This is a genomic window from Mycobacterium sp. NGS69, from assembly GCF_059812165.1.
Genome location: NZ_JCALCD010000005.1, coordinates 161,378 through 182,688 on the forward strand (window position 1 = coordinate 161,378; position 21,311 = coordinate 182,688).

The following is a 21,311-nucleotide window of genomic DNA, read 5'->3' on the forward strand; positions in this document are numbered from 1 at the left end:
CGCAGGCGGCTACGGGTGGTTACGCCGAGCACGCTCGGCGAGGAGCGCTACGTCAGCGCGGGCGGGCAGCGCATCCGCGTCAACGTGCGCCGGGGGACGGGCGTGCCGCTGGTGCTGTGCAACGGCATCGGCGCCAGCCTCGAGGTGCTCGATCCGCTGGTCGAACAGCTGCCGATGACCGTGATCAGGTTCGACGTGCCGGGCACCGGGGGATCGCCGACCTCGCCGCTGCCGTATGGGATTCCCTACCTCGCCTGGGTTTTGGGCCGGGTGCTGTCCCAACTCGGCATCAGCGTGGTCGACATCCTCGGGCTGTCCTGGGGCGGTGCCCTGGCGCAGCAGTTCGCTTTCCAGAACCCGCGTCGTTGCCGTCGCATGGTGTTGGTGGCGACCGGCACCGGCGTGCTCATGGTGCCCGCTCGCTTATCGGTGCTGTCCAAAATGATTACCCCGCGCAGGTTTTCGGATCCCGACTACGCCGCTTCGATCGCCGGTGACCTCTACGGCGGTACCGTGCGCGCCCACGGTGAAGACGTGGCGCGCCTGTTCGTGCGGCGGTTGCACGCCGGATCGAAGATGGGCTACCTGCACCAACTGCTCGCCGGGTCGATTTGGACGAGCCTGTTCGCGCTGCCCGCCGTGCGCCAGGAGACGCTGATCGTCGCGGGTACCGACGACCCGATCATCCCGGTGGTCAACGCCCACATCCTGCACCGGCTGCTGCCCCATTCGATTCTGTACCTGCATCCGGGCGGTCACATCGACATCGTGCACAACGCGACCGAACTCGCCCCCGTCATCGAGGGCTTTCTCAGCGAGGCGGGCGACCGCGCCTAGGCGGCAACACCTTCTGGTGCACGAGCCTAACCCGGCTGCGACATCCGGCGGGGATTTTCGCACTGCGGTTAGGCTCGCGGAGCCGGAACGCGCCTAGGCCCGGATGTCCGCGGTGACCGCCCCGGTCAGCCGGATCAGGTCGTGCGGCGAGACCGCGACGTCCCAGCCGCGCCGGCCCGCGCTGCAGTACACGCGTTCCCAGCCCAGCGCGCTCGCGTCGACGACGGTGGGCAAGCGGTTGCGCTGCCCGAACGGAGAAACCGCGCCGACCACATAGCCCGTCGCCCGTTCGGCGGCACCGGGTTCGGCCATGCCGGCCCGGGCCACCCCCAGCGCCGCGGCGGCGGCCTTGAGCGACAACTTCGCCGCCGCCGGCACCATCGCGACGGCCAGCCCGTGGGGCACGGCGATGATCAGGGTTTTGTAGATCTGCTCGGGTGCCACGCCGGCCCGGCTCAGCGCCTGGACCGCCTCGACGCCGAACGACGATTCCCGGGGATCGTGACCGAACTTGACGATCTCATGCGGCACACCGGCTTTGGTCAGAGCGGCCAGAGCCGGCGTGGCAGCGCCGGGCACGGCTAGGGGCCCGTGTACCCCGGCGGGTTGACGCCGTCGACCCAGAAGTCGACGCCCAGCTTCGAACCCGGAATGCAGTCGTAGACCGACAGGTCGGTGACGCCGGATTCCACCAGCACGTCCTCGCACAGCAGCATGTTGCCGGTGTACTCGCGCGCGGGCTTGTTGAGGATGACGTAGGCCGCGTCGGAGTACACCTCGGGCTTGCGGGCCCGGCCCATCGCCTCGTCCCCGCCGAGCAGGTTCTGCACCGCGGCGGTCGCCACCAGCGTGCGCGGCCACAGCGTGTTGGAGGCGATGCCCTCGTCACGCATCTCCTCGGCGATCCCCAGCGCGCACAGCGTCATGCCGAACTTGGCCATCATGTAGGCCGTCGGCTTCAACCACTCCTTGCCCAGCAGCACCGGCGGCGACAGCGTCAGGATGTGCGGGTTCTCCCGGCCCTTCATGTGCGCCAGGCAGGCCTGCGAGACGGCGTACGTGCCGCGCACCTGGATGCCGTTCATCAGGTCGAACCGCTTCATCGGCACCTCGGTGATCGAGCCCAGGTTGATCGCCGACGCGTTGTTCACACAGATGTCGATGCCGCCGAACTGCTCGACGGTCTTGGCCACCGCAGACTCGACCGAATCCGGGTCGCGGACGTCCCCGACGATCGGCAGGGCCTGCCCGCCCGCCTCCTCGAGCTCCTTGGCGGCCGTGTACACCGTGCCCGGCAGCTTGGGGTGCGGCTCGGCGGTCTTGGCGATCAGCGCGACGTTGGCGCCGTCCTGCGCGGCCCGTTTGGCGATCGCGAGGCCGATTCCGCGACTGGCTCCGGAGATGAACATGGTCTTGCCGTTCAGGGACATGGCGTCACATTAACGCCATGCCCGAACCGCCCCGATTCCGCCCGGGAAATAGCCGGCTGGCGGATGCTGTTAAAACAGTCGGTTTCTGATGCAGATGCGCAGCCCGGACGGACACTGTCGGGAGCAGCCTTTAGATTGGGAGGAGCAGTCTGGTGCCAACCGCGACGTGCCTCTTGGAGGACGAGCAGTTGACCCGCTCGCTTGCGAGTTCGGCGGCGCTTTCGGTGCCCACCGGCGTCACCGCTGCAGAAGGGACCGTGTTAATCGAGATGGCCGACACCGACGGGGAGACGGGCCTGGAGGCTGCCGAACCGGCACCACCACGGGAGACCGACGAGGAGCTCACGGCGCGCTTCGAGCGCGACGCGATTCCGCTGCTGGACCAGCTCTACGGTGGCGCGCTGCGCATGACGCGCAACCCCGCCGACGCCGAGGATCTGCTGCAGGAAACGATGGTGAAGGCGTACGCCGGGTTCCGCTCGTTCCGGGCCGGGACCAACCTCAAGGCCTGGCTTTACCGCATCCTGACCAACACCTACATCAACAGCTACCGCAAGCGGCAGCGCCAGCCGGCGGAGTATCCGACCGAGGAGATCACCGACTGGCAGCTTGCGTCCAACGCCGAGCATTCCTCGACCGGCCTGCGTTCGGCCGAGGTCGAGGCGCTCGAGGCGCTGCCCGACAACGAGATCAAAGAGGCGCTGCAGGCGTTGCCGGAGGAATTCCGGATGGCCGTCTACTACGCCGACGTCGAGGGTTTCCCGTACAAGGAAATCGCTGAGATCATGGACACGCCCATCGGGACGGTAATGTCTCGGCTGCACCGCGGCAGACGTCAGCTGCGCGGTCTCCTGGCCGACGTGGCCAAGGAGCGCGGCTTCACCCGCGGTCAACAGGCGCACGAGGAGGTGCCGTCATGAGCGAGTCTGCCGGCCCCGCCGAGCCCCGCGCCGACGACAGTCATTCCCACGGTCTGGGCTGCGCCGAGGTGATCGCCGAGGTATGGACCCTGCTCGACGGCGAGTGCACCCCCGAGGCGAAGGAGAGGCTGCGCCAGCACCTCGAGGCGTGCCCCGGGTGCTTCCAGCACTACGGGATCGAGGAGCGGCTCAAGGCGCTGATCGCGACCAAGTGCACGGGTGAGAAGGCCCCCGAAGGCCTGAAGGAACGTCTCCGGCTGGAGATTCGCCGGACCACCATCATCCGCGGGATGGAGTAGCTACCCCTCAGGAATGGGGCCCGTCAGGAATTGGGCCGCTTGCCGTGGTTGGCCTTGCTGTACTTGCGGTCGCGCTTCTTCCGGCCACGCTTGGCCATTTCTTCCAACCTCCGTGATTGTGCATCGATCGGGCGCCGCGCACCCGTTAGCTTGTCTCACATTGTCTCACGCCCCGCGTGCCGCGGCCCGCACCGGTCCTGTGGTTCGATATACATGAGCTTGATAGACCAGCAGCCAGCATGCGTCGATGGCCAGGATGAGTGGGGTGAAGATGGCGGAGGATGTTCGCGCCGAGATCGTGGCCAGCGTGCTCGAGGTGGTCGTCAACGAGGGCGACTCGATCGGCAAGGGCGACATCGTGGTGCTGCTGGAGTCCATGAAGATGGAGATCCCGGTCCTGGCCGAAGTCGACGGCACCGTCAGCAAGGTGAGCGTGTCGGTGGGTGACGTCATCCAGGCAGGCGACCTCATCGCCGTGATCAGCTAGCCGCCGGGCCACCCGAAACCCTCGTATCCGCATGTCCACGCTCGGTGATCTGCTTGCCGAACACACGATGCTGCCGGGCAACGCGGTGGACCACCTGCATGCGGTGGTGGGGGAGTGGCAGCTGCTGGCCGACCTGTCGTTCGCCGACTACCTGATGTGGGTTCGCCGCGATGACGGCGAGCTGGTGTGCGTGGCGCAGTGCCGCCCCAACACCGCGCCCACGGTGCTGCAAACCGATGCGGTGGGGACCGTCGTCGCCGCCGACCGGCTGCCGCTCGTCGCCGAGACTTTCGACACCGGCGCCGTCGCGCCCGAAAGCGATGCGGGCCAACAACATTCGTGGGAGCTGCCCGGCACCCACGTCGCGGCCTCCCCGGTGCGGTACGGCGGCCACGTGGTCGCGGTGCTGACGCGGCATCAGACCGCGGAGGCCGCGGACCGCGCGTCCGGCCAGCTGGAGAGGGCGTACCGGGAGTGCGCCGCGGACCTGGTGCACATGCTCGCCGAGGGCACCTTCCCCGACGTCGGCGACGTGGTCATGTCGCGCTCCACGCCGCGCGCGGGTGACGGCTTCATCCGCCTCGACGTCGACGGCGTCGTCGCGTACGCCAGCCCCAACGCGCTGTCGGCCTACCACCGGATGGGGCTGACGTCGGATTTGGAGGGCCACCACCTCGTCGACGCGACGCGGCCGCTGATCTCCGACCCCTTCGAGGCGCAGGAGGTGGCCGAGCACGTGCGCGACCTGCTGGCCGGCGGCCGGAGCATGCGCATGGAGGTCGACGCCGGGGGCGCCACCGTGCTGCTGCGGACGCTGCCGCTGGTGGTCCACGGCGCCGGCGCCGGGGCCGCGGTGCTGATCCGCGACATCACCGAGGTCAAGCGCCGCGACCGGGCCCTGATCTCCAAGGACGCCACCATTCGCGAGATCCACCACCGGGTGAAGAACAACCTGCAAACGGTGGCCGCGCTGCTGCGCCTGCAGGCCCGGCGGACCGCCAACGCCGAGGGCCGGGAGGCGCTGATCGAGTCGGTGCGCCGGGTGTCGTCGATCGCCCTGGTCCACGACGCGCTGTCGATGTCGGTGGACGAGCAGGTGAACCTCGACGAGGTCATCGACCGGATCCTGCCGATCATGAACGACGTGGCGTCGGTGGACCGGCCGATCCGGATCAACCGGGTCGGCGACCTGGGCGTGCTGGACTCCGACCGCGCGACGGCCCTGATCATGGTGATCACCGAGCTCGTCCAGAACGCGATCGAGCACGCCTTCGACCCGGCCGCCCAGGAAGGGTCGGTGACCATCAGGGCCGAGCGCTCGGCGCGCTGGCTCGACGTCGTCGTGCACGACGACGGGCGCGGGCTGCCCGACGGGTTCAGCCTGGAGAACTCCGACAGCCTGGGCCTGCAGATCGTGCGGACCCTGGTGTCGGCGGAGCTGGACGGCACGCTGGGGATGCGGCACGCCCCGGCCCGGGGCACCGACGTGGTGCTGCGGGTGCCGATCGGCCGGCGGACGCGGCTGTTGCTGTAAGTGCCCCACACAACGGTGCGGCCCCGACGATCCGTCGGGGCCGCACCGTATGCAAGCTGCCGTCAGACTCCGCTGCGGGCCTTCGTCCGGGCGTTGCGACGCTTGAGTGCGCGCCGCTCATCTTCGCTCATGCCCCCCCAGACGCCCGAGTCCTGGCCGGTGTTCAGGGCCCAGGAGAGGCACTCCGTGGTCACCTGGCACCGATTGCAGACCAGTTTCGCGTCAGCGATCTGCGCGAGCGCCGGGCCGCTGTTCCCTACCGGGAAGAACAGCTCCGGATCCTCGTCGCGACAGACCGCCTTGTGGCGCCAATCCATAAGTTGTTACTCCTCACTGAGTGCGCAGCAAGGCGCACGGTCTTTTTCTTCGGCTGTTAAAGCGTGCACAAGAAAAGGGTCCGCGCCCCTACATGAATTTCTGCATGCAACCTTTCGATCGTTTCACAGGCTCAACAGATGTCAATAGTCGTGCGCAGCCTCGTGGGCTATCTCACTTCACCGACTTCTTATTCAAGCCCTTAGTCCGTTGTACTACACTGCGGGGCCGTTTCCGCTGTGATATTGCTCCCGAACGCTGGTCGCCGCAGCTCAGAGGTGATTTTTGCCGGGCGGGGCGGCCACGGCCAGCGCATCCGGAACCGACCTGAACGTCATGGTTTGGCGCAGCCCGAGGTAGTCGCCGTCGAATTGGCTCGCCACCGGGCCGGCGGTCGAGGCCACCCGCAGACAGGCGGCGTCGTCGTCGCGGACGAGCTGTGGCGGGTCGCCCTTCGGCCCGCTGCCCAGCAACTGGCTGACCAGCCGCAGCGTGGGGAACACCTTCATCTCGGTCAGGGCGAACACCCCGAGGCCCGACTCGAAGCTGCAGCCGGGGTTGGTCACCAGCGGGCGGCTGTTGCTGTAGGTCCAGGGGCTGGTGTTGGACACCCAGGCGAAGTGCACGCCGGTGACGGGCTCGCGGCCGGCCAGCTCCACCGTGAGGAGCGGTTCGCGACGGCGGAAGGCCAGCGTGACGGGTATCGCCACGCGCCAATACCGCAGCGGGGTGACCTTGACGCCCTTGTTGCGCTGCTTTTCCACCCCGGCGACCACCTCCGCGTCGACGCCCATCCCGGCGTTGATCACGGCCCACTGCTCGCCGCAGTCGATCAGGCTGATGCGCCGCCACGTCTGGTGGCGGCGGTAGTCGTCGAGCAGCTGGATGAGCTGGTTGGTCGCCGCCACCGGATCCGGGGAAATGCCCAGCGACCGGGCCAGCACGTTGGCCGACCCGCCGGGCACCACCGCCAGGGCGGGCACGGGCCCCGCCGCAGCGGTGCCCGGATGGCCCAGCAGGCCGTTGACCACGCCGCTCACCGTGCCGTCGCCGCCGTGCACGACGACCAGGTCGACCCCGTCCTGGACCGCCCGGTGCGCGAGCTCGGTGCCGTGGCCCCGGTGGGTGGTGTGCTCGACGGTCAGCTGCAGGCGGCTTTTGAGCGCGTGCGCGAGAAGGTCGCGACCGGCTGGAGTGGTGGACGTGGCTGTGGGATTCACGATCAGCACGGCGCGCATGATGCACGAGCTTATGCGTGGCGGTTAAGGCCCCGCTTTGGGGCAAGCGGGCCTGACTACGCTGTCGCTGTGACCCCGCGCGCCCCGTCCCCCGTCCGTGCGGCGGGCGTGATCGTCGCGGTGCAGGGCGCGGCCGCCCTGGTCATGGCCATCGTGTTGGTGGTGCGCGGCATCGCGGGGGCCGACCAGCGCGTGGTCGACGGACTGGGCACGGCGGCGTGGTTCGTTCTGGTCGGCGGCGTGGTGCTGGCCGCGGGACGCGCGCTGCTGCTCGGCAAGCGGTGGGGCCGCGGGGTGGGCGTCTTCACGCAGCTGCTGTTGCTGCCCGTGGCGTGGTACATCGCAGTCGGCTCGCACCGGCCGGCCTTCGGCGTCCCGGTGGGGGTGGTGGCGCTGAGCGTGTTGGTGCTGCTCTTCACCCCGGCGGCCGTGCGCTGGGCCGCCGCCGGCGATCAGGGCCGCCGCGCCAGCTCGGCCAACGGCGGGCCGGACAGCCGGTAGGTGGTCCACTCGCGCTGCGGCGCGGCGCCGACGCCCTCGTAGAGCGCGACGGCGTCGACGTTCCAGTTCAGCACCGCCCACGACAACCGCGTGTAGCCCTGGTCGACGCATTCGCGGGCCAGCGCCGCCAGGAGCTTGCGGGCCAGGCCGCGGCGGCGAAAACCGGGCCGTACGAACAGGTCCTCGAGGTAGATGCCCGCGACGCAGTCCCAGGTGGAGAAGTTGAGGAACCACAACGCCATGGCGGCGATCGCGCCGTCGACTTCGGCCACATGCCCGTGCACGACGGGCGAATTACCGAAAAGCGCTGTGGAAATTTGTGGTTCGGTGACGGTGCATTGCTCGGCGGCGTGTTCGAATTCGGCGAGCGCGTGAATCATGTCGGCAATATCGCCGGCGTCCTGCGGGATGGCGCGGCGGATGTTTTCCGTCATTGCTCAACTTCCAGCGCGTTCAATATCGTGACGAATTTCGTTGTGGTTTCCGCGACTTCGTCGTCGGGATCGGATTCGGCGACGATGCCCCCGCCGGCGCGCGCAAGCGCGGTGCGGCGGTCGGCCGACAGCTGTGCGCAGCGCAGCGACACCACCCAGTGGCCGTCGCCGCCGGCGTCGCACCAGCCCACGGCGCCGGCGTAGAAGCCGCGGTCACCCTCCAGCTCGGCGATGAGCTCGGTCGCGGCCTTCGTCGGAACGCCGCCGACCGCCGGGGTGGGGTGCAGCGCCAGCGCCAGATCGATTGCGGTGGTTGACTTCTCGCGAAGCCGGCCGCTGATCGGGGTGCACAGGTGCCAGACCGCCGCGGTGCGGCTCAACTGTGGTTCTCCCGCGATGGTCAATTCGTCGCACAGCGGCTCCAGCGCCGCGCGCATGGTGTCGATCACCAGCCGATGCTCGTGGCGGTCCTTGGCGGAACGGGCCAGCGCGGCCCCGTTGGCCGCGTCGACCTCCGGGTCGGCGGCCCGCGGGGCCGAACCGGCGAACGGCTGGCACACCACGCGATCGCCGCTGCGCGCGACCAGGAGTTCGGGGCTGGCGCCCACCAGCGCCGCGCCGGCGTAGTCGTCGCCGGCTGCGGTCAGGTCGACGAGGTAGCCGTAGGCGGCCGGGTCGGCGGCGACCAGGCGGCGCAGGATCTCGCGGGCATCCAGCGGCGCGTCGGCGACCAGTCGCAGGGCACGGGCCAGCACCACCTTGTGCAGCGGGTTGTCGGGTGCCGCGAGTGCGTCCCGCGCGCGAATGATCCGGGCGCGGTAGTCAGCCGGCGACGGGACCGCGGCGGCGACGCGCACCGGCGGCAGCGGGCCCGCCGGCCAGTCAGGCGGCCCGTCGGTGGATATCACGGCGCCGGGCACCAGCAGGGCCGCGGGCCGGTTCACGTCGAAAGGCAACGCGCCCAACACTATTGGGGCCGAGCCCGAGCGCAGCGCGGCCTGGGCCGCGCCCAGGTCGCGGTAACTTGCGCGCACCCCCTCGGCGAGGAGCGTCCCCCGGGGACCGCACAGCGCGAATGGCGGTTCGGTGCTCACCCGGGTGCGATCGCCTGAGGGTTGCCCGTCAATCCGAGCGCGGCGAGCTGTCGCACGCCGTGCTCGAACCCGCACACGGCGACCGAGCCGGCGAGCATCCAGAACCGGCTGCCCTCGACGAGCGGCAACTCGACCCAGCGGGTGATCACCGAGCGGGAAAAGTGGCTGTGGCCCACGAACACCACGTCGCGCGTGCCCATGTGCCCCAACGCGAATTCGACGGCCTTGTCGGCGCGGTCGCTGACCTGAGCCACGCTCTCGCCGCCCGGGCACCCGTGCGTCCACACCAGCCAATCGGGGTCGGATTCCCGGATCTGCGGGGTCGTCAGCCCCTCGTAGGAGCCGTAGTCCCACTCGGCGAGCAGGGGCGACACCTCGTCGACGGTGAGGCCGGCCAACTTGGCGGTGGTCAGCGCGCGGATGCGCGGGCTGCTGACCACCAGCGGGTCGGCGAGATTCAGTTCAGCCAGAACGCGGCCCACGAGCTCGGCCTGGACGCGGCCGTGATCGGTGAGCTCGAGATCGGTGCGTCCGGTGTGCTGGCCGGACTTGGACCACGGGGTTTCGCCGTGGCGGAGCAGCACCAGCCGGTGGTTGTAGATGCCCATGCCGACCGATTCTGCCGGACGGACATGCCGGGCCGTCGGCCGAAGCGCATGGCGGTCGAACATGCCAGGATGGGCACTGTGACCGCGGCAACACAATGGAGGGGCGGGCGTTCGTGAGTAAGACCCGGGTATTGGCGGTGGCCAACCAGAAGGGCGGGGTCGCCAAGACGACCACGGTGGCCTCGCTGGGGGCGGCGATGGCGGACGAGGGCCAGCGGGTGCTGCTCGTGGATCTGGATCCGCAGGGTTGCCTGACCTTCTCGCTGGGCCAGGATCCCGACAAGCTGCCGGTGTCGGTGCACGAGGTCCTGCTCGGTGAGGTCGAGCCGAACGCCGCGCTCGTCACGACGATGGAGGGAATGACGCTGCTGCCGGCCAACATTGACCTCGCGGGCGCCGAGGCGATGCTGCTGATGCGGGCCGGGCGCGAATACGCGCTCAAACGCGCGCTGGCCAAGCTCTCCGACCAGTTCGACGTCGTCGTCATCGACTGCCCGCCGTCGCTGGGCGTGCTCACCCTCAACGGGCTGACGGCGGCCGACGAGGTCATCGTGCCGCTGCAGTGCGAGACGCTGGCGCACCGCGGCGTCGGCCAATTCCTGCGCACCGTCGCCGACGTCCAGCAGATCACCAACCCGGACCTGCGGCTGCTGGGCGCCCTGCCGACGCTGTACGACTCCCGCACCACCCACACCCGCGACGTGCTGGTCGACGTCGCCGACCGCTACGAAATGCCGGTGCTCGCCCCGCCGATCCCGCGCACGGTGCGGTTCGCCGAGGCGAGCGCGTCGGGGTCGTCGGTGATGGCCGGGCGCAAGAACAAAGGGGCGGTGGCCTACGCCGAGCTGGCGAAGGCGTTGCTCAAGCACTGGAAGACCGGCAAACCGTTGCCGACGTTCGCCGTCGAGATCTAGCCGCGGCGACGGCGTTAGTGTGAACTGACGGCGTTGGGTGTGCGCTGACGGCGTCGCCGTTCGGCGTGTCGCCGCCCAGGGTTCACACCCGAAGCCCAGGATTCACACCCAAACCCCGGGCTCAGCCCAGGGCCACGACGGTGTCGCCGCGCTGCTCGAACACCCGGGAGCCCGAAACGGCCGGGACCACCGCCGCGTCGCCCGGCGCCCGGTTCACCGGGATGTAGCGCTCGTTCGCGCCGCTGAGCGGGTCGTAGACGCCGATCGCGCCGGTGACCGGCACCAGCAGCCGGCCGGCCATCATGACGCCCGGCCCCAGCGGCGCCGTCGTCTCGCCCGCGGCGATCGTGTAGCGCAGGGTCAGGTTGGTCGCCTCGAAGACCATCAGCGAATCACCGGTCCACCAGGTCACCAGGTTGCCGGTCTGCGACACCGCCGCCGAGCTCGACGGTGGCTTGGCCAGCAGCGTGCTCGCCACGGTGGTGCCGGTGTCGTCGACGACGTCGATCCGGGGTTGCGGGGACGGCAGATACACCGCGGTGTTGTTCTCCCAAACCGTCAGCACCCGGGCGCCCGAATCGGCCCCGATCCCGGGTTCGGCCACGACGTGTTGCTGAGGTTCGTCGTCTTCCTTGCCCGGGCGCAGCAGGACCAGCCGCAGGTCGCCCTGGGGCGCGCAGCTCTCCAGCACCGACACCGCCGACGAGCTGGCCGCCGCCGAGATCAGCCGGCATCCCGAGTGCAGCCCGCGCGCCGACGGTTTCACCCGCGCGTCCGTCTCGCCGTAGGCCAGCATCCGGACCATGTCGGAGCGCCACAGTTCGAGCCGGGTGTCGCCGGCCGATAGCACCGTGGTGCCGTCGGAGGAAAGGCGCACGCTCGGGTCGGCGTAGCCGCTGCGGGCGGCGCCGCGCCGGCCGGTGGCGCCGTCGAGGGTGCTGACCTGCCCGCACCCGCGGTCGTCCTGATAGACGGCCACGGCGTAGTGGTAGACCCAGGACAGCCCGCACAGGTCCCTGTCGCGGGCGTAGCTCCAGTGGGACTGTCCCGTGCCGGGGTCGCGCCCGTCGACCCGGCGGCCGTCGGCGGTCGCGATCGTCCCGCTGACCACGACGGGCGCGGTGGTGCCGGGGCTGCGCGCCGTCCACAGCTGCTTGAGGGTGGCGGGGACGTCGCGGGCGGGCGTCGGCGCGGGCGCCGGAGTGGCGGCGGGACGGCTGACGGTGGCCCGCGCGTCGCTGGTCCACCAGATCAGCGCCGCCGCGACGGCGACGACGACCGCGATCGCCGCGGCGGCCAGGATATCGCCCTTCGTGCGGCGCTCCGGTTTGACCATGCGGCGGCGCGGGCCTCAGTTGGCTGCGGCGGGGGCTGTACTCGGTTGCGAGGCGGGCTTGCGGCGCCGGCGGCGGCGCCGGCTGCTGCTGGAGGTCCCGGTGGGCGCGCCCGAGGCTGTCTCCGACGTCGTCACGGCGGCTTCGCCGTTGGCGGTGGCGCGGTGGGCGGTGACGGGCTGGCCGCCGCGGGTGCGCCGGCGCGGCGCGCCGGAGCGCGAACGGCCGGACTTCTCCGGCTTGTCCGCACCCTGGCGGCCGTCGCGGTCGGTGTCGCGGCGCTTGACCGGTGACTTGCGCGGCGAGCCGACCGTGCCAGCCGCCTCGGCGGGGATGCCCATCTCGTCGTAGAGGTGCGGCGAGTTCGAGTAGGTCTCGGCGGGCTCGGGGTTTTCCAGGCCCAGCGCCTTGTCGATCATCGACCATCGGGGCAGCTCGTCCCAGTCCACCAGGGTGACGGCGATACCGGTCTTGCCGGCGCGGCCGGTGCGGCCGATCCGGTGCACGTAGGCCTGTTCGTCCTCGGGGATCTGGTAGTTGATGACGTGGGTGATGTCGTCGATGTCGATGCCGCGGGCGGCGACGTCGGTGGCGACGAGCACGTCGATGTCGCCGTTGCGGAACGCCTTCAGCGCCTTCTCGCGCGCGATCTGGCCCAGGTCGCCGTGCACGGCGCCGACCTTGAAGCCGCGCTCGGCCAGTTCGTCGGCGACCTTCTGCGCGGTGCGCTTGGTGCGGGTGAAGATCATCGTCGCGCCGCGGCCCTCGGCCTGCAGCACGCGGCTGACCAACTCCACCTTGTCCAGCGCGTGGGCCCGGTAGACGAACTGCTCGGTGGTGTCGTGCGTGGCCGCCGAGTGCGGCGCCTCAGCGCGGATGTGGGTGGGCTGGTTCATGAAGGTGCGGGCCAGCGTGATGATCGGGCCCGGCATGGTCGCCGAGAACAGCATGGATTGCCGGTCCTCGGGGATCTGGCGCAGGATGCGCTCGATGTCGGGCAGGAAGCCCAGGTCGAGCATCTCGTCGGCCTCGTCGAGGACGAGCATGGACAGCCCGCCCAGCTGCAGGTGGCCCTGCTGGGCCAGGTCGAGCAGCCGGCCGGGGGTGCCGACCACGACGTCGGCGCCGGCCTGCAGCGCCTCGATCTGTGGCTCGTAGGCCCGTCCGCCGTAGATCGAGACGACGGACAGGCGGCGGCCCTTGTCGGCGGTGAGGTACTTGGCAGCGGCGGCCAGGTCCTCGGTCACCTGCAGGCAGAGCTCGCGGGTGGGCACCACGACCAGGGCCCGGGGTGTGCCGTTGAGCTCCCGGACGCCGATTCCGGACGTGATGCGGTTCAGCAGCGGGACGCCGAAGGCGAGGGTCTTGCCCATGCCGGTGCGAGCTTGGCCGATCACGTCGTCGCCGGCGAGCGCCAGCGGCATGGTCAGTTCCTGGATGGCAAAGGGCCGCTCGATGCCCTTTTCGGCGAGGGCGCGGACGATTTCGTCGCGAACGCCGAGGTTGGCAAAAGTCAGTTCAGTTGTGCTCATGCGTGGGTGGTAAGCCTTTCGGTGACATATCGGTTTGTGTCGGTGTTTCTCTGTCGCGGTCACGCGCGCACGAGTTCCGACTCCGAATACGTCGCCGAGGCGCGGCCCTTGATACGGCCTGACCGGGTCAGGACGGGCGGGCCAGCTGTGCACGCACATTTCGCAGATACTGGCGGGCGGTAAAAATTCAGCCAATACCTGTGTCCATGATAGCTGGTCGCAAGCTGGCGCCCATTTGGTGCTAATCCCGCCGACTAGAGTGTTGCCATGACCCCGCCCCTTTCCGGGCCCTCCCATGCCGATCAGGTGGACGATCCGCCTGCCTCGCGGCTGTCGGCGGATCACCCCGGCGTCAACGAGTTGTTCGCGGTGCTGGCCTACGGCGAGGTCGCCGCGTTCTACCGGCTCACCGACGAGGCGCGGATGGCGCCCGACCTGCGGGGACGGATCTCGATGGCGAGCATGGCCGCCGCCGAGATGCAGCACTACGAGCTGCTGCGGGACGCGTTGGAACGCCGCGGCGTCGACGTGGTGCCGGCGATGTCGAAGTACGTCTCGGCGCTGGAGAACTATCACCGGCTGACCATGCCGAGCACCTGGCTGGAAGCGCTGGTGAAGACCTATGTCGGCGACGCGCTGGCCGCCGACCTGTACCTGGAGATCGCCGACGGGCTGCCCGACGAGGTCGCCGACGTGGTGCGCGCGGCGCTGTCGGAGACCGGGCATTCGCAGTTCGTCGTCGCCGAGGTGCGCGCCGCGGTGACATCCAGTGGCAAACAGCGCAGCCGGCTGGCGCTGTGGTCCCGCCGGCTGTTCGGAGAGGCGATCACCCAGGCCCAGTACGTGCTGGCCGAGCACGACGAGCTGGTCGACCTGGTGGTGTCCGGGCCCGGCGGCCTGGGCCAGCTCACCGCGTTCTTCGACCGCCTGCAGCAGACGCACGACCGGCGGATGCGCGAACTCGGCCTGAGCTGACGCCTCAGCGGGTACAGGTCGCCACGACGCCGTTGTTGGCCGACGTCACCACCGGCTGACCGGCGGCGTTGACGACCGAGCAGTTGAGCCGGCCGTAGAAGCTGGTCGCGATCACCGACACCGTCTGGACCCCGGGGTTCAGGACGATCATCTTCGACCACGGCAGCGACACGTTGAACTCGGTCTGCGGATAGCCGCGGGCGTCGGTGTAGGCCACGTTCACCAGGTCCAGCAGCTGTTTCGTCCCGGTGACGGTGTAGACGACGGTGCGCGGGTTCAGCGCGACCGGCGGCGGTGCTTCCGCCGGGGGCGGCAGGGCGGTCGGCGTCTGCGCCGGCGTCGGCAACGGGCTGGGCGAGGCGCTGGGCGGCGGGGCGACGGTGGTCACCGTCTCGGGCGGCAACGGGGTCTGAGACGGGCTGGGCTGGGCGACAGGGGTTCTGGGCGCGGGCGGCGCGGAGGTCAGCGTCCGGGGCGGTGTCGCCCCGACGGTCGCCTTCGTCGACGCGCTGTCGCCGCTGTTGACGATGACGGCGGTCGCGATGGCGCCGATGGCCACCACCGCGCCGAGGATCGCGGCGGCCGGGCGCCAGCGCGTGTCGGCCGGCCAGGCCAGATCGCCGTAGCCGCCCAGGACGTCGGTGTCGGCTCCGTCGTAGTCGTCGTCGGGGTAGTCGTAAACCGGGCCGAGACGATCGGTGAGCATGTTTCTGATGGTGCCGATGTTACCGATGTGACTATCGCGAACCGGGCGGCGAAGGCCATGTTGGCCGAGCTGGGAGCGAATCGTTATCTTCGGTCGGGCCGCGGTTCGCTTATCGCGAACCGGGGGGCCGGGGAGACATGCGGCCCAGGCGCGTCCACTAGCCTGCTGCTGACACGTCTGAGGAACTTCAAAGCCTTTGATACGAACGGAAGGGGCCACCGTGGAGGTCAAAATCGGTATCACGGACAGTCCGCGGGAGCTGGTCCTGTCCAGTACGCAGACGCAAGCCGAAGTCGAAGAGCTCGTGGCGGCCGCGCTGCGCGACGGCTCAGGCCTGCTCAGCATGAACGACGAGCGGGGCCGTCGCTTCCTGATTCAGAGCTCCAAGATCGCCTACGTCGAAATCGGTGTCGCGGACGCGCGCCGGGTCGGGTTCGGCATCGGCGCCGAGTCGGCGGGCAAGCACGCGGGAAAGGCCGCTAAGGGCGAGTAAGCGGCACGTGTGACAGCCCGCCCCAGGCGAACTGGACCGTGCCGTCGACCGCGTCGGCCTTGGAGATCGGGCGGTCGGAGTCCAGCCAGTACCGGGCGCAGTCGACGCTGATGCCGACCAATCCCACCGCGATCATTCGGGCGCGGTGGGGGTCGAGCCCGGAATCGGCGCTGATCAGATCGAACACGGCGTCCGTGCAGGATTCGGTCGCGACCCGCACCTCCGCGGCGACCTCGGGCTCGGTGACGTAGTCGTTCTCGAAGATCAGCCGGTAGCCCTGGCTGTCGTGCTCGATGAAGTCGAAGAACGCCTGCACCGCCGCGTGCAGCCGCCGCCGGTTGTCGGTGGTGGTGCTCAGGGCCTGCTGCACACCGGAGACCAGGTTTTCGACGTGCCGGTGCAGCACCGCCAGGTAGAGCTCCAGCTTGCTGGAAAAGTGTTGGTACAGAACCGGTTTGCTGACCCCGGCCCGGTCGGCGATCTCGTCCATGCCGGCCGCGTGATAGCCGCGGTTGACGAAGACGTCGCTGGCGACGATCAGCAGCTGGCCGCGGCGCTCGTCGCGGGGCAAGCGGTTGCCGCGCCGGTTGGCGGCCACGACGCCGTCTCCCGGCCGACCGCGGTCGGCCGATTTGACGGCGCGTCGTGCCGCCGGCTTGGCGAGATCGCTCATCGAGTCCTCATCTGCTTGTCGCCGCCGCTCGCGGCTCGTCGCAAAGACATTACTACCCGTGGTCCGTTCGTGATCGTCATCGCCGCCGTCTGCGCTGGCAGACACGGTGTCGCGGGCCGCATTCGGGCGCGCCAAGGGCGGTCACCGTGCCTGCTGTGCAATCCTGGGGCAATGACGTCCCAGCGGCCCGTGCGCGGCACCGGTCGGGTTCCCATGGTGCGCGACGAGTGGCGAGAACCACTTCGCGCGCTGCGTGACCCGATCGGCCCCGGGGCTGGACGCACCCGCGCCGACCGCGAGCGGCAGCGCCAGTGGCGCAAGCAGACGTGGCTGGGGCGCTTCGTCTCCACCTACGGCTGGCGGGCCTATGCGTTGCCGGTTCTGGCGGTGCTCACCGGGTTGGTGATCTATCAGACCGTCACCGGAACGAGCGTGCCGAAACCGACGGCGACGCAATCCATCCAGGGCACGCCGGACATCGGCGCGGTGGGCACGTCGATCATCGACGCGCCGCCCCGCGGGCTCGCCGCCTTCGACGCCAACCTGCCCGCCGGCACCCTGCCGGACGGCGGCCCGTTCACCGAGGCGGGCGACAAGATGTGGCACATCGTGCCGGGCGCGATGCCACAGGTCGGTCAGGGCACCGCCAAGGTGTTCCGCTACACCGTCGAGGTCGAAAACGGCATCGACCCAACGATGTTCGGCGGCGACGAGGCCTTCGCCGAGATGGTCGACCAGACGCTCGACAACCCCAAGGGTTGGACGCACAACCCGCAATTCGCGTTCATCCGGATCGACGGAACGGGCGGGGCCAAGCCCGACTTCCGGATCTCGCTGGTGTCCCCGGTGACGGTGCGCGGTGGATGCGGCTACGAATTCCGGCTGGAGACCTCCTGCTACAACCCGGTTTTCGGGCCCGACCGGCAGGCGCGGGTCTTCATCAACGAGGCGCGCTGGGTTCGTGGGGCCGTGCCGTTCGAGGGCGACGTCGGCTCCTATCGGCAGTACGTGATCAACCACGAGGTGGGCCACGCCATCGGGTACGTGCGGCACGAGCCCTGCGAGCAGCAGGGCGGCCTGGCGCCGGTGATGATGCAGCAGACGTTCTCCACCTCCAACGACGACGCGGCCAAGTTCGACCCCGATTTCGTCAAGGCCGACGGCAAGACCTGCCGGTTCAACCCCTGGCCGTATCCGATCGCCTGACGCGCGCATCGAACGTCGCGCCAGCGCGACATCCAGCGGTGTTTGTCGGGCCCTGCCCGGCCACCGTCACGCCGGCGCAGCGTTCGCGCCGGCCGCGGGAAGCAACGGTGGTTTGTTTGCCGTTGATTGGCGCAACTGCTGTGATGGATAGAGCTGACGAAAGTTACCGAGGAGTTGTTCGGTGTCGACATCCGAGACGTCACTGCCGCCACTGGTCGAGCCCGCGGCCCGGCTGAGTCGTGACGAGGTGGCCCGCTACAGCCGGCACCTGATCATCCCGGACCTGGGTGTCGACGGGCAGAAGCGGCTGAAGAACGCGCGGGTGCTGGTGATCGGCGCCGGCGGCCTCGGCGCCCCCGCGTTGCTCTACCTGGCCGCCGCGGGCGTCGGCACCATCGGCATCGTCGACTTCGACGTCGTCGACGAGTCCAACCTGCAGCGCCAGATCATCCACGGCGTCGCCGACGTCGGGCGGTCCAAGGCCCAGTCGGCGCGCGACTCGATCGCCGCCATCAACCCCCTGGTCGACGTGCGCTTGCACGAGTTCCGGCTCGAGCCGCACAACGCGGTCGACCTGTTCCGCCAGTACGACCTGATCATCGACGGCGCCGACAACTTCGCCACCCGGTATCTGGTCAACGACGCCGCGGTGCTGGCCGGCAAGCCCTACGTGTGGGGGTCGATCTACCGCTTCGAGGGCCAGGTGTCGGTGTTCTGGGAGGACGCGCCGGCCGATGAGGGCGGCAATAAGCGCGGCCTGAACTATCGCGACCTCTACCCGGAGCCGCCGCCGCCCGGGATGGTCCCGTCCTGCGCCGAGGGCGGGGTGCTGGGCATCATCTGCGCGTCCATCGCGTCGGTGATGGGCACCGAGGCGATCAAGCTGATCACCGGGATCGGGGAGCCACTGCTGGGCCGGTTGATGATCTACGACGCGCTGGAGATGAGCTACCGCACGATCCGCATCCGCAAGGACCCGTCGACGCCGAGGATCACCGGGCTGATCGACTATGAGGACTTCTGTGGCGCGGTGTCCGAAGATGGCGCCGCCGCGGCCGCCGACTCCACCATCACCCCGCGCGAGCTGCGCGAGTTGCTGGACTCGGGCAAGAAGCTGGCCCTGATCGACGTCCGCGAGCCGGTGGAGTGGGACATCAACCACATCGACGGCGCCCAGCTGATCCCGAAGTCGTTGCTCAGCTCCGGCGAGGGCCTGGCGCGGCTGCCGCACGACCGCAAGGCCGTCCTGTACTGCAAGACCGGCGTGCGCTCGGCGGAGGCGCTGGCCGCGGTTAAGAAGGCCGGCTTCTCCGACGCGGTGCATTTGCAGGGCGGCATCGTGGCGTGGGCCAAACAGATGCAGCCCGACATGGTGATGTACTGACCCGATCCGGCCGATCGGCTCCATTACGCTACCGGTGTGACAGTCGAGCCACCGCCGGAGCATGTGCTGGCGGCGTTTGGTTTGACCGGCGTGAAGCCCGTCCTGCTGGGGGCCAGCTGGGAGGGCGGCTGGCGCTGCGGCGAGGTCGTGCTGTCGATCGTCGCCGACCACGCCCGCGCCGCCTGGTCGGCGAGGGTGCGCGAGACGTTGTTCGTGGACGGCGTCCGGCTGGCCCGGCCGGTTCGCTCCACCGACGGGCGCTACGTGGTGTCGGGATGGCGGGCGGACACCTTCGTCGCGGGCACGCCGGAGCCCCGCCATGACGAGGTCGTCTCCGCGGCCGTGCGCCTGCACGAGGCGACCGGAAAACTGGAACGCCCCCGCTTCCTGACCCAGGGCCCCACCGCACCCTGGGGCGACGTCGACGTGTTCATCGCCGCCGACCGGGCCGCGTGGGAAGAGCGGCCGCTGGCGTCCGTGCCGCCGGGCGCGCGCACGGCGCCGCCGTCGTCGGACGCCGAGAAGTCGGTCGAGCTGATCGGCCAGCTCGCCAGCCTGCGCAAGCCGACCAAGAGCCCCAACCAGCTGGTCCACGGGGACCTTTACGGCACGGTGCTCTTCATCGGCACCGCGGCGCCCGGCATCACCGACATCACCCCCTACTGGCGGCCCGCGTCGTGGGCCGCCGGCGTCGTCGTCGTCGACGCGCTGTCCTGGGGCGAGGCCGACGACGGGCTCATCGAACGCTGGAACGCGCTGCCGGAGTGGCCGCAGATGTTGTTGCGGGCGTTGATGTTTCGGTTAGCCGTGCACGCGCTGCACCCGCGGTCTACCGCCGAGGCATTCCCGGGCCTGGCCCGCACCGCGGCCCTGGTCCGGCTGGTTCTCTAGGCCTGATCGCGCACCGGAGTGTGAGCTCACGGCTTTCAATGTGCAATGGGAGCGGTATTTCCGCGAAATGTGCCCCGAAGACGCTCACTCAAAGCCATGAGCGCACAATGGAATTCAGTAAAAAGCTCCGGCGGGTGCACTAGGCCCCCGAGGGAAACTCGTAGCGGACCTCGTCCAGCGCGATCCTGCCGTCTTTCGCGAGGACGCCCTCGGCGCGCAGCAGCTCCAGCTGCCGGGTGGTCAGGTGCCGCGCGGGGCGCCCGGACGCGGTGATCACCCGGTGCCAGGGCAGGTCGGAGGAATCGGTCCGCATCACCCACCCGACGATGCGGGGGCTGGAAAGCCCTGCGACAGCGGCGATGTCGCCGTAGGTGGCGACCCGGCCCGACGGGATCGCCGCGACCAGGGCACGCACCCGCTCGACCTGCTCATCGGTGACCGGCGCCACGGTCAGCGGGCTTCTGACAGCTCGCGGATCAACGCCGCGACCTCGGTGGGCCTGGAGTGCGGCACCATGTGATTGCAGTCGAAATCCAGCAGCCGGAAATCGGATCCGAGGCGCCCTTGCAGCCCCTCGATCAACTGATCGCTGACGTACGGCGGCGACGTCTGCTTGGCCCGAACCAGGGTCGTCGCGGTTCCGGCCCGCGGCAGCACGACGTTTCGGGCCAGCTCGCTCCAGTAGGACATCATGGCCGGCAGGCTGACGCGCCAGCCGTAGCGCCCGTTGGGCAGCTCGATCAGGTGCTCGTCGATCTCGGTGTCGAGCCACGCGGGATCGACGTCCGCCCAGGAGCCGGCGGCCTTTTCCAGGCGCGCCTCGTCGACGTCGGGGTAGTCGGGGGAGGCGAACATCGCCGCGGCGATGTCACGCATCCAGCCCCCGTCCAACCCGACCGCCGGGTCGAGCAGCAGCAGCGCCGCCACCCGCTCCGGGTGCGCCGCGGCCACCTGCAGCGCCAGCGCGCCGCCGAACGAGTGCCCAACCACCAGCACCGGCGCGTCGGCGGTGTCGTCGAGCAGCGCGGCCAGCGCCGAGACGTTGGCGTCGATGGTCCACGGCGCCGCCCACGACGACGCGCCGTGGCCGAGCAAATCCGGTGCGGCGATGTCGATTTCGGGCAGATAGCCGGCCAGGTGCTGCCAGCGCCCGCCGTAACCGGTCAGGCCGTGCAGGGCCAGCATCCGCACCGGACCGCCCGGGCCGAAGCGGTGCACGTGCAGGTCGGCGGTCACCCGGCGGTGTCATCCCGGTCGTCGTCGGCGGGGAGGACGAACGCCTGCTCGATGACGTCCGCCTCGTTGGCATCGCGATCGGCGGCGTCGGCCAGGTAGTCGGTGTCCAGGCCGGCTTCGTCCTCGGCTTCGAGAGCCTGACGCTGCTCCGCCGCGTCCGCCTCGGGCACTACGTCGTCGGGACCAATACCCATCCAATCTCTCCTTGCCTAGCGGGGCGTTTCGGGTTCCTTCTATCCAGTATCCGGATTCTGTCAGACCCACGTGATT

Annotated in this window: 27 protein-coding genes; 12 read left to right on the forward strand and 15 right to left on the reverse strand. The window is 69.8% G+C overall.

Annotated features, from left to right (window positions below):
* Positions 1–15 precede the first annotated feature (15 nt).
* The gene (locus AC5Y2S_RS16690) at positions 16–837 is read left to right on the forward strand and encodes an alpha/beta fold hydrolase (RefSeq protein ID WP_499957193.1); all 822 of its coding nucleotides are present in this window, start codon (positions 16–18) and stop codon (positions 835–837) included.
* Between the two features lie 93 nt (positions 838–930).
* Here the strand turns inward: AC5Y2S_RS16690 and AC5Y2S_RS16695 are convergent, their stop codons facing one another.
* The gene (locus AC5Y2S_RS16695; RefSeq protein ID WP_499957194.1) at positions 931–1,416 is read right to left on the reverse strand and encodes a YbaK/EbsC family protein; all 486 of its coding nucleotides are present in this window, start codon (positions 1,414–1,416) and stop codon (positions 931–933) included.
* A gap of 2 nt (positions 1,417–1,418) precedes the next feature.
* A complete protein-coding gene (locus AC5Y2S_RS16700; RefSeq protein ID WP_499957195.1) occupies positions 1,419–2,267 on the reverse strand; it encodes an SDR family oxidoreductase in 849 nt (282 codons plus the stop codon).
* Between the two features lie 269 nt (positions 2,268–2,536).
* Between AC5Y2S_RS16700 and AC5Y2S_RS16705 the strand changes: the two genes are divergently transcribed.
* The gene (locus tag AC5Y2S_RS16705) at positions 2,537–3,187 is read left to right on the forward strand and encodes a sigma-70 family RNA polymerase sigma factor (RefSeq protein ID WP_499901853.1); all 651 of its coding nucleotides are present in this window, start codon (positions 2,537–2,539) and stop codon (positions 3,185–3,187) included.
* Positions 3,184–3,486: a mycothiol system anti-sigma-R factor gene (gene rsrA, locus AC5Y2S_RS16710; RefSeq protein WP_499957196.1), complete on the forward strand. Its 303-nt coding sequence runs from the start codon at positions 3,184–3,186 to the stop codon at positions 3,484–3,486. Before AC5Y2S_RS16705 ends, rsrA begins: the two co-directional genes overlap by 4 nt.
* Before the next feature lie 23 nt (positions 3,487–3,509).
* Here rsrA and AC5Y2S_RS16715 read toward each other — a convergent pair whose 3' ends face one another.
* A complete protein-coding gene (locus AC5Y2S_RS16715) occupies positions 3,510–3,584 on the reverse strand; it encodes a 50S ribosomal protein bL37 (protein WP_003416889.1) in 75 nt (24 codons plus the stop codon).
* Positions 3,585–3,757: 173 nt separating this feature from the next.
* On the opposite strand from AC5Y2S_RS16715, the gene AC5Y2S_RS16720 reads away from it, so the two are divergent.
* A complete protein-coding gene (locus AC5Y2S_RS16720; RefSeq protein ID WP_066932464.1) occupies positions 3,758–3,973 on the forward strand; it encodes a biotin/lipoyl-binding carrier protein in 216 nt (71 codons plus the stop codon).
* A gap of 31 nt (positions 3,974–4,004) precedes the next feature.
* Entirely contained in the window at positions 4,005–5,507 is a 1,503-nt protein-coding gene (locus AC5Y2S_RS16725; RefSeq protein WP_499957197.1) for a sensor histidine kinase, read from the forward strand.
* 62 nt (positions 5,508–5,569) lie between these two features.
* Here the strand turns inward: AC5Y2S_RS16725 and whiB1 are convergent, their stop codons facing one another.
* Together whiB1 and AC5Y2S_RS16735 are read right to left on the reverse strand one after the other, a co-directional pair.
* Positions 5,570–5,824: a transcriptional regulator WhiB1 gene (gene whiB1 / locus AC5Y2S_RS16730; protein WP_066932419.1), complete on the reverse strand. Its 255-nt coding sequence runs from the start codon at positions 5,822–5,824 to the stop codon at positions 5,570–5,572.
* A gap of 270 nt (positions 5,825–6,094) precedes the next feature.
* Complete coding sequence (locus AC5Y2S_RS16735) at positions 6,095–7,060, reverse strand: diacylglycerol/lipid kinase family protein (RefSeq protein ID WP_499957198.1); 966 nt, start codon at positions 7,058–7,060, stop codon at positions 6,095–6,097.
* 69 nt (positions 7,061–7,129) lie between these two features.
* On the opposite strand from AC5Y2S_RS16735, the gene AC5Y2S_RS16740 reads away from it, so the two are divergent.
* Positions 7,130–7,561 (forward strand): hypothetical protein, encoded by a 432-nt coding sequence (locus tag AC5Y2S_RS16740; RefSeq protein WP_499957199.1) that lies wholly within the window; start codon positions 7,130–7,132, stop codon positions 7,559–7,561.
* Here AC5Y2S_RS16740 and AC5Y2S_RS16745 read toward each other — a convergent pair.
* From AC5Y2S_RS16745 to AC5Y2S_RS16755, 3 genes are read right to left on the reverse strand one after another with little or no spacing between them, the layout of a single operon-like run.
* Positions 7,513–7,995 (reverse strand): GNAT family N-acetyltransferase, encoded by a 483-nt coding sequence (locus AC5Y2S_RS16745; protein WP_499957200.1) that lies wholly within the window; start codon positions 7,993–7,995, stop codon positions 7,513–7,515. The two genes, AC5Y2S_RS16740 and AC5Y2S_RS16745, sit on opposite strands and share 49 nt — an antisense overlap.
* Positions 7,992–9,089, reverse strand: coding sequence for an isochorismate synthase (locus AC5Y2S_RS16750; protein ID WP_499957201.1), 1,098 nt, complete (start codon positions 9,087–9,089; stop codon positions 7,992–7,994). The genes AC5Y2S_RS16745 and AC5Y2S_RS16750 overlap by 4 nt, the downstream gene beginning before the upstream one ends.
* Positions 9,086–9,697, reverse strand: coding sequence for an acid phosphatase (locus tag AC5Y2S_RS16755; protein ID WP_499957202.1), 612 nt, complete (start codon positions 9,695–9,697; stop codon positions 9,086–9,088). The genes AC5Y2S_RS16750 and AC5Y2S_RS16755 overlap by 4 nt, the downstream gene beginning before the upstream one ends.
* Positions 9,698–9,810: 113 nt before the next feature.
* On the opposite strand from AC5Y2S_RS16755, the gene AC5Y2S_RS16760 reads away from it, so the two are divergent.
* Positions 9,811–10,611, forward strand: a complete 801-nt coding sequence (locus AC5Y2S_RS16760) for a ParA family protein (protein WP_499901394.1) — start codon at positions 9,811–9,813, stop codon at positions 10,609–10,611.
* A gap of 121 nt (positions 10,612–10,732) precedes the next feature.
* Here the strand turns inward: AC5Y2S_RS16760 and AC5Y2S_RS16765 are convergent, their stop codons facing one another.
* Entirely contained in the window at positions 10,733–11,947 is a 1,215-nt protein-coding gene (locus AC5Y2S_RS16765) for an Rv3212 family protein (protein WP_499957203.1), read from the reverse strand.
* A gap of 15 nt (positions 11,948–11,962) precedes the next feature.
* Complete coding sequence (locus AC5Y2S_RS16770; protein WP_499957204.1) at positions 11,963–13,477, reverse strand: DEAD/DEAH box helicase; 1,515 nt, start codon at positions 13,475–13,477, stop codon at positions 11,963–11,965.
* A 267-nt stretch (positions 13,478–13,744) separates the two neighbouring features.
* Here AC5Y2S_RS16770 and AC5Y2S_RS16775 point away from each other — a divergent pair, with 267 nt between their 5' ends.
* A complete protein-coding gene (locus AC5Y2S_RS16775) occupies positions 13,745–14,452 on the forward strand; it encodes a ferritin-like fold-containing protein (RefSeq protein WP_499957205.1) in 708 nt (235 codons plus the stop codon).
* Between the two features lie 4 nt (positions 14,453–14,456).
* Here AC5Y2S_RS16775 and AC5Y2S_RS16780 read toward each other — a convergent pair whose 3' ends face one another.
* Positions 14,457–15,176 (reverse strand): MmpS family transport accessory protein, encoded by a 720-nt coding sequence (locus AC5Y2S_RS16780; protein ID WP_499957410.1) that lies wholly within the window; start codon positions 15,174–15,176, stop codon positions 14,457–14,459.
* Between the two features lie 202 nt (positions 15,177–15,378).
* Between AC5Y2S_RS16780 and AC5Y2S_RS16785 the strand changes: the two genes are divergently transcribed.
* Positions 15,379–15,651, forward strand: a complete 273-nt coding sequence (locus AC5Y2S_RS16785; protein WP_499957206.1) for a DUF3107 domain-containing protein — start codon at positions 15,379–15,381, stop codon at positions 15,649–15,651.
* Here the strand turns inward: AC5Y2S_RS16785 and fasR are convergent.
* Entirely contained in the window at positions 15,638–16,324 is a 687-nt protein-coding gene (fasR, locus tag AC5Y2S_RS16790; protein WP_499901389.1) for an HTH-type transcriptional activator FasR, read from the reverse strand. The two genes, AC5Y2S_RS16785 and fasR, sit on opposite strands and share 14 nt — an antisense overlap.
* Before the next feature lie 171 nt (positions 16,325–16,495).
* Here fasR and AC5Y2S_RS16795 point away from each other — a divergent pair, with 171 nt between their 5' ends.
* The 3 genes from AC5Y2S_RS16795 (at position 16,496) to AC5Y2S_RS16805 (ending at position 19,805) form a co-directional block, all read left to right on the forward strand.
* Entirely contained in the window at positions 16,496–17,530 is a 1,035-nt protein-coding gene (locus AC5Y2S_RS16795) for a DUF3152 domain-containing protein (protein WP_499957207.1), read from the forward strand.
* A gap of 181 nt (positions 17,531–17,711) precedes the next feature.
* Positions 17,712–18,914 (forward strand): adenylyltransferase/sulfurtransferase MoeZ, encoded by a 1,203-nt coding sequence (moeZ, locus tag AC5Y2S_RS16800; protein ID WP_499957208.1) that lies wholly within the window; start codon positions 17,712–17,714, stop codon positions 18,912–18,914.
* Positions 18,915–18,950: 36 nt separating this feature from the next.
* On the forward strand, positions 18,951–19,805 hold the full coding sequence (locus tag AC5Y2S_RS16805) for a TIGR02569 family protein (protein ID WP_499901386.1): 855 nt from the start codon (positions 18,951–18,953) through the stop codon (positions 19,803–19,805).
* Between the two features lie 139 nt (positions 19,806–19,944).
* Here AC5Y2S_RS16805 and AC5Y2S_RS16810 read toward each other — a convergent pair whose 3' ends face one another.
* The 3 genes from AC5Y2S_RS16810 to AC5Y2S_RS16820 are packed head-to-tail and all read right to left on the reverse strand — an operon-like array spanning position 19,945 to position 21,235.
* Positions 19,945–20,253, reverse strand: a complete 309-nt coding sequence (locus tag AC5Y2S_RS16810; RefSeq protein WP_499957209.1) for an MGMT family protein — start codon at positions 20,251–20,253, stop codon at positions 19,945–19,947.
* A 2-nt stretch (positions 20,254–20,255) separates the two neighbouring features.
* Positions 20,256–21,041, reverse strand: a complete 786-nt coding sequence (locus AC5Y2S_RS16815; RefSeq protein WP_499957210.1) for an alpha/beta fold hydrolase — start codon at positions 21,039–21,041, stop codon at positions 20,256–20,258.
* Positions 21,038–21,235 carry an Rv3202a family protein gene (locus AC5Y2S_RS16820; protein WP_499957211.1) on the reverse strand — a complete coding sequence of 66 codons (198 nt, stop codon included), beginning with the start codon at positions 21,233–21,235 and terminating at the stop codon, positions 21,038–21,040. Before AC5Y2S_RS16820 ends, AC5Y2S_RS16815 begins: the two co-directional genes overlap by 4 nt.
* Positions 21,236–21,311 lie beyond the last annotated feature (76 nt).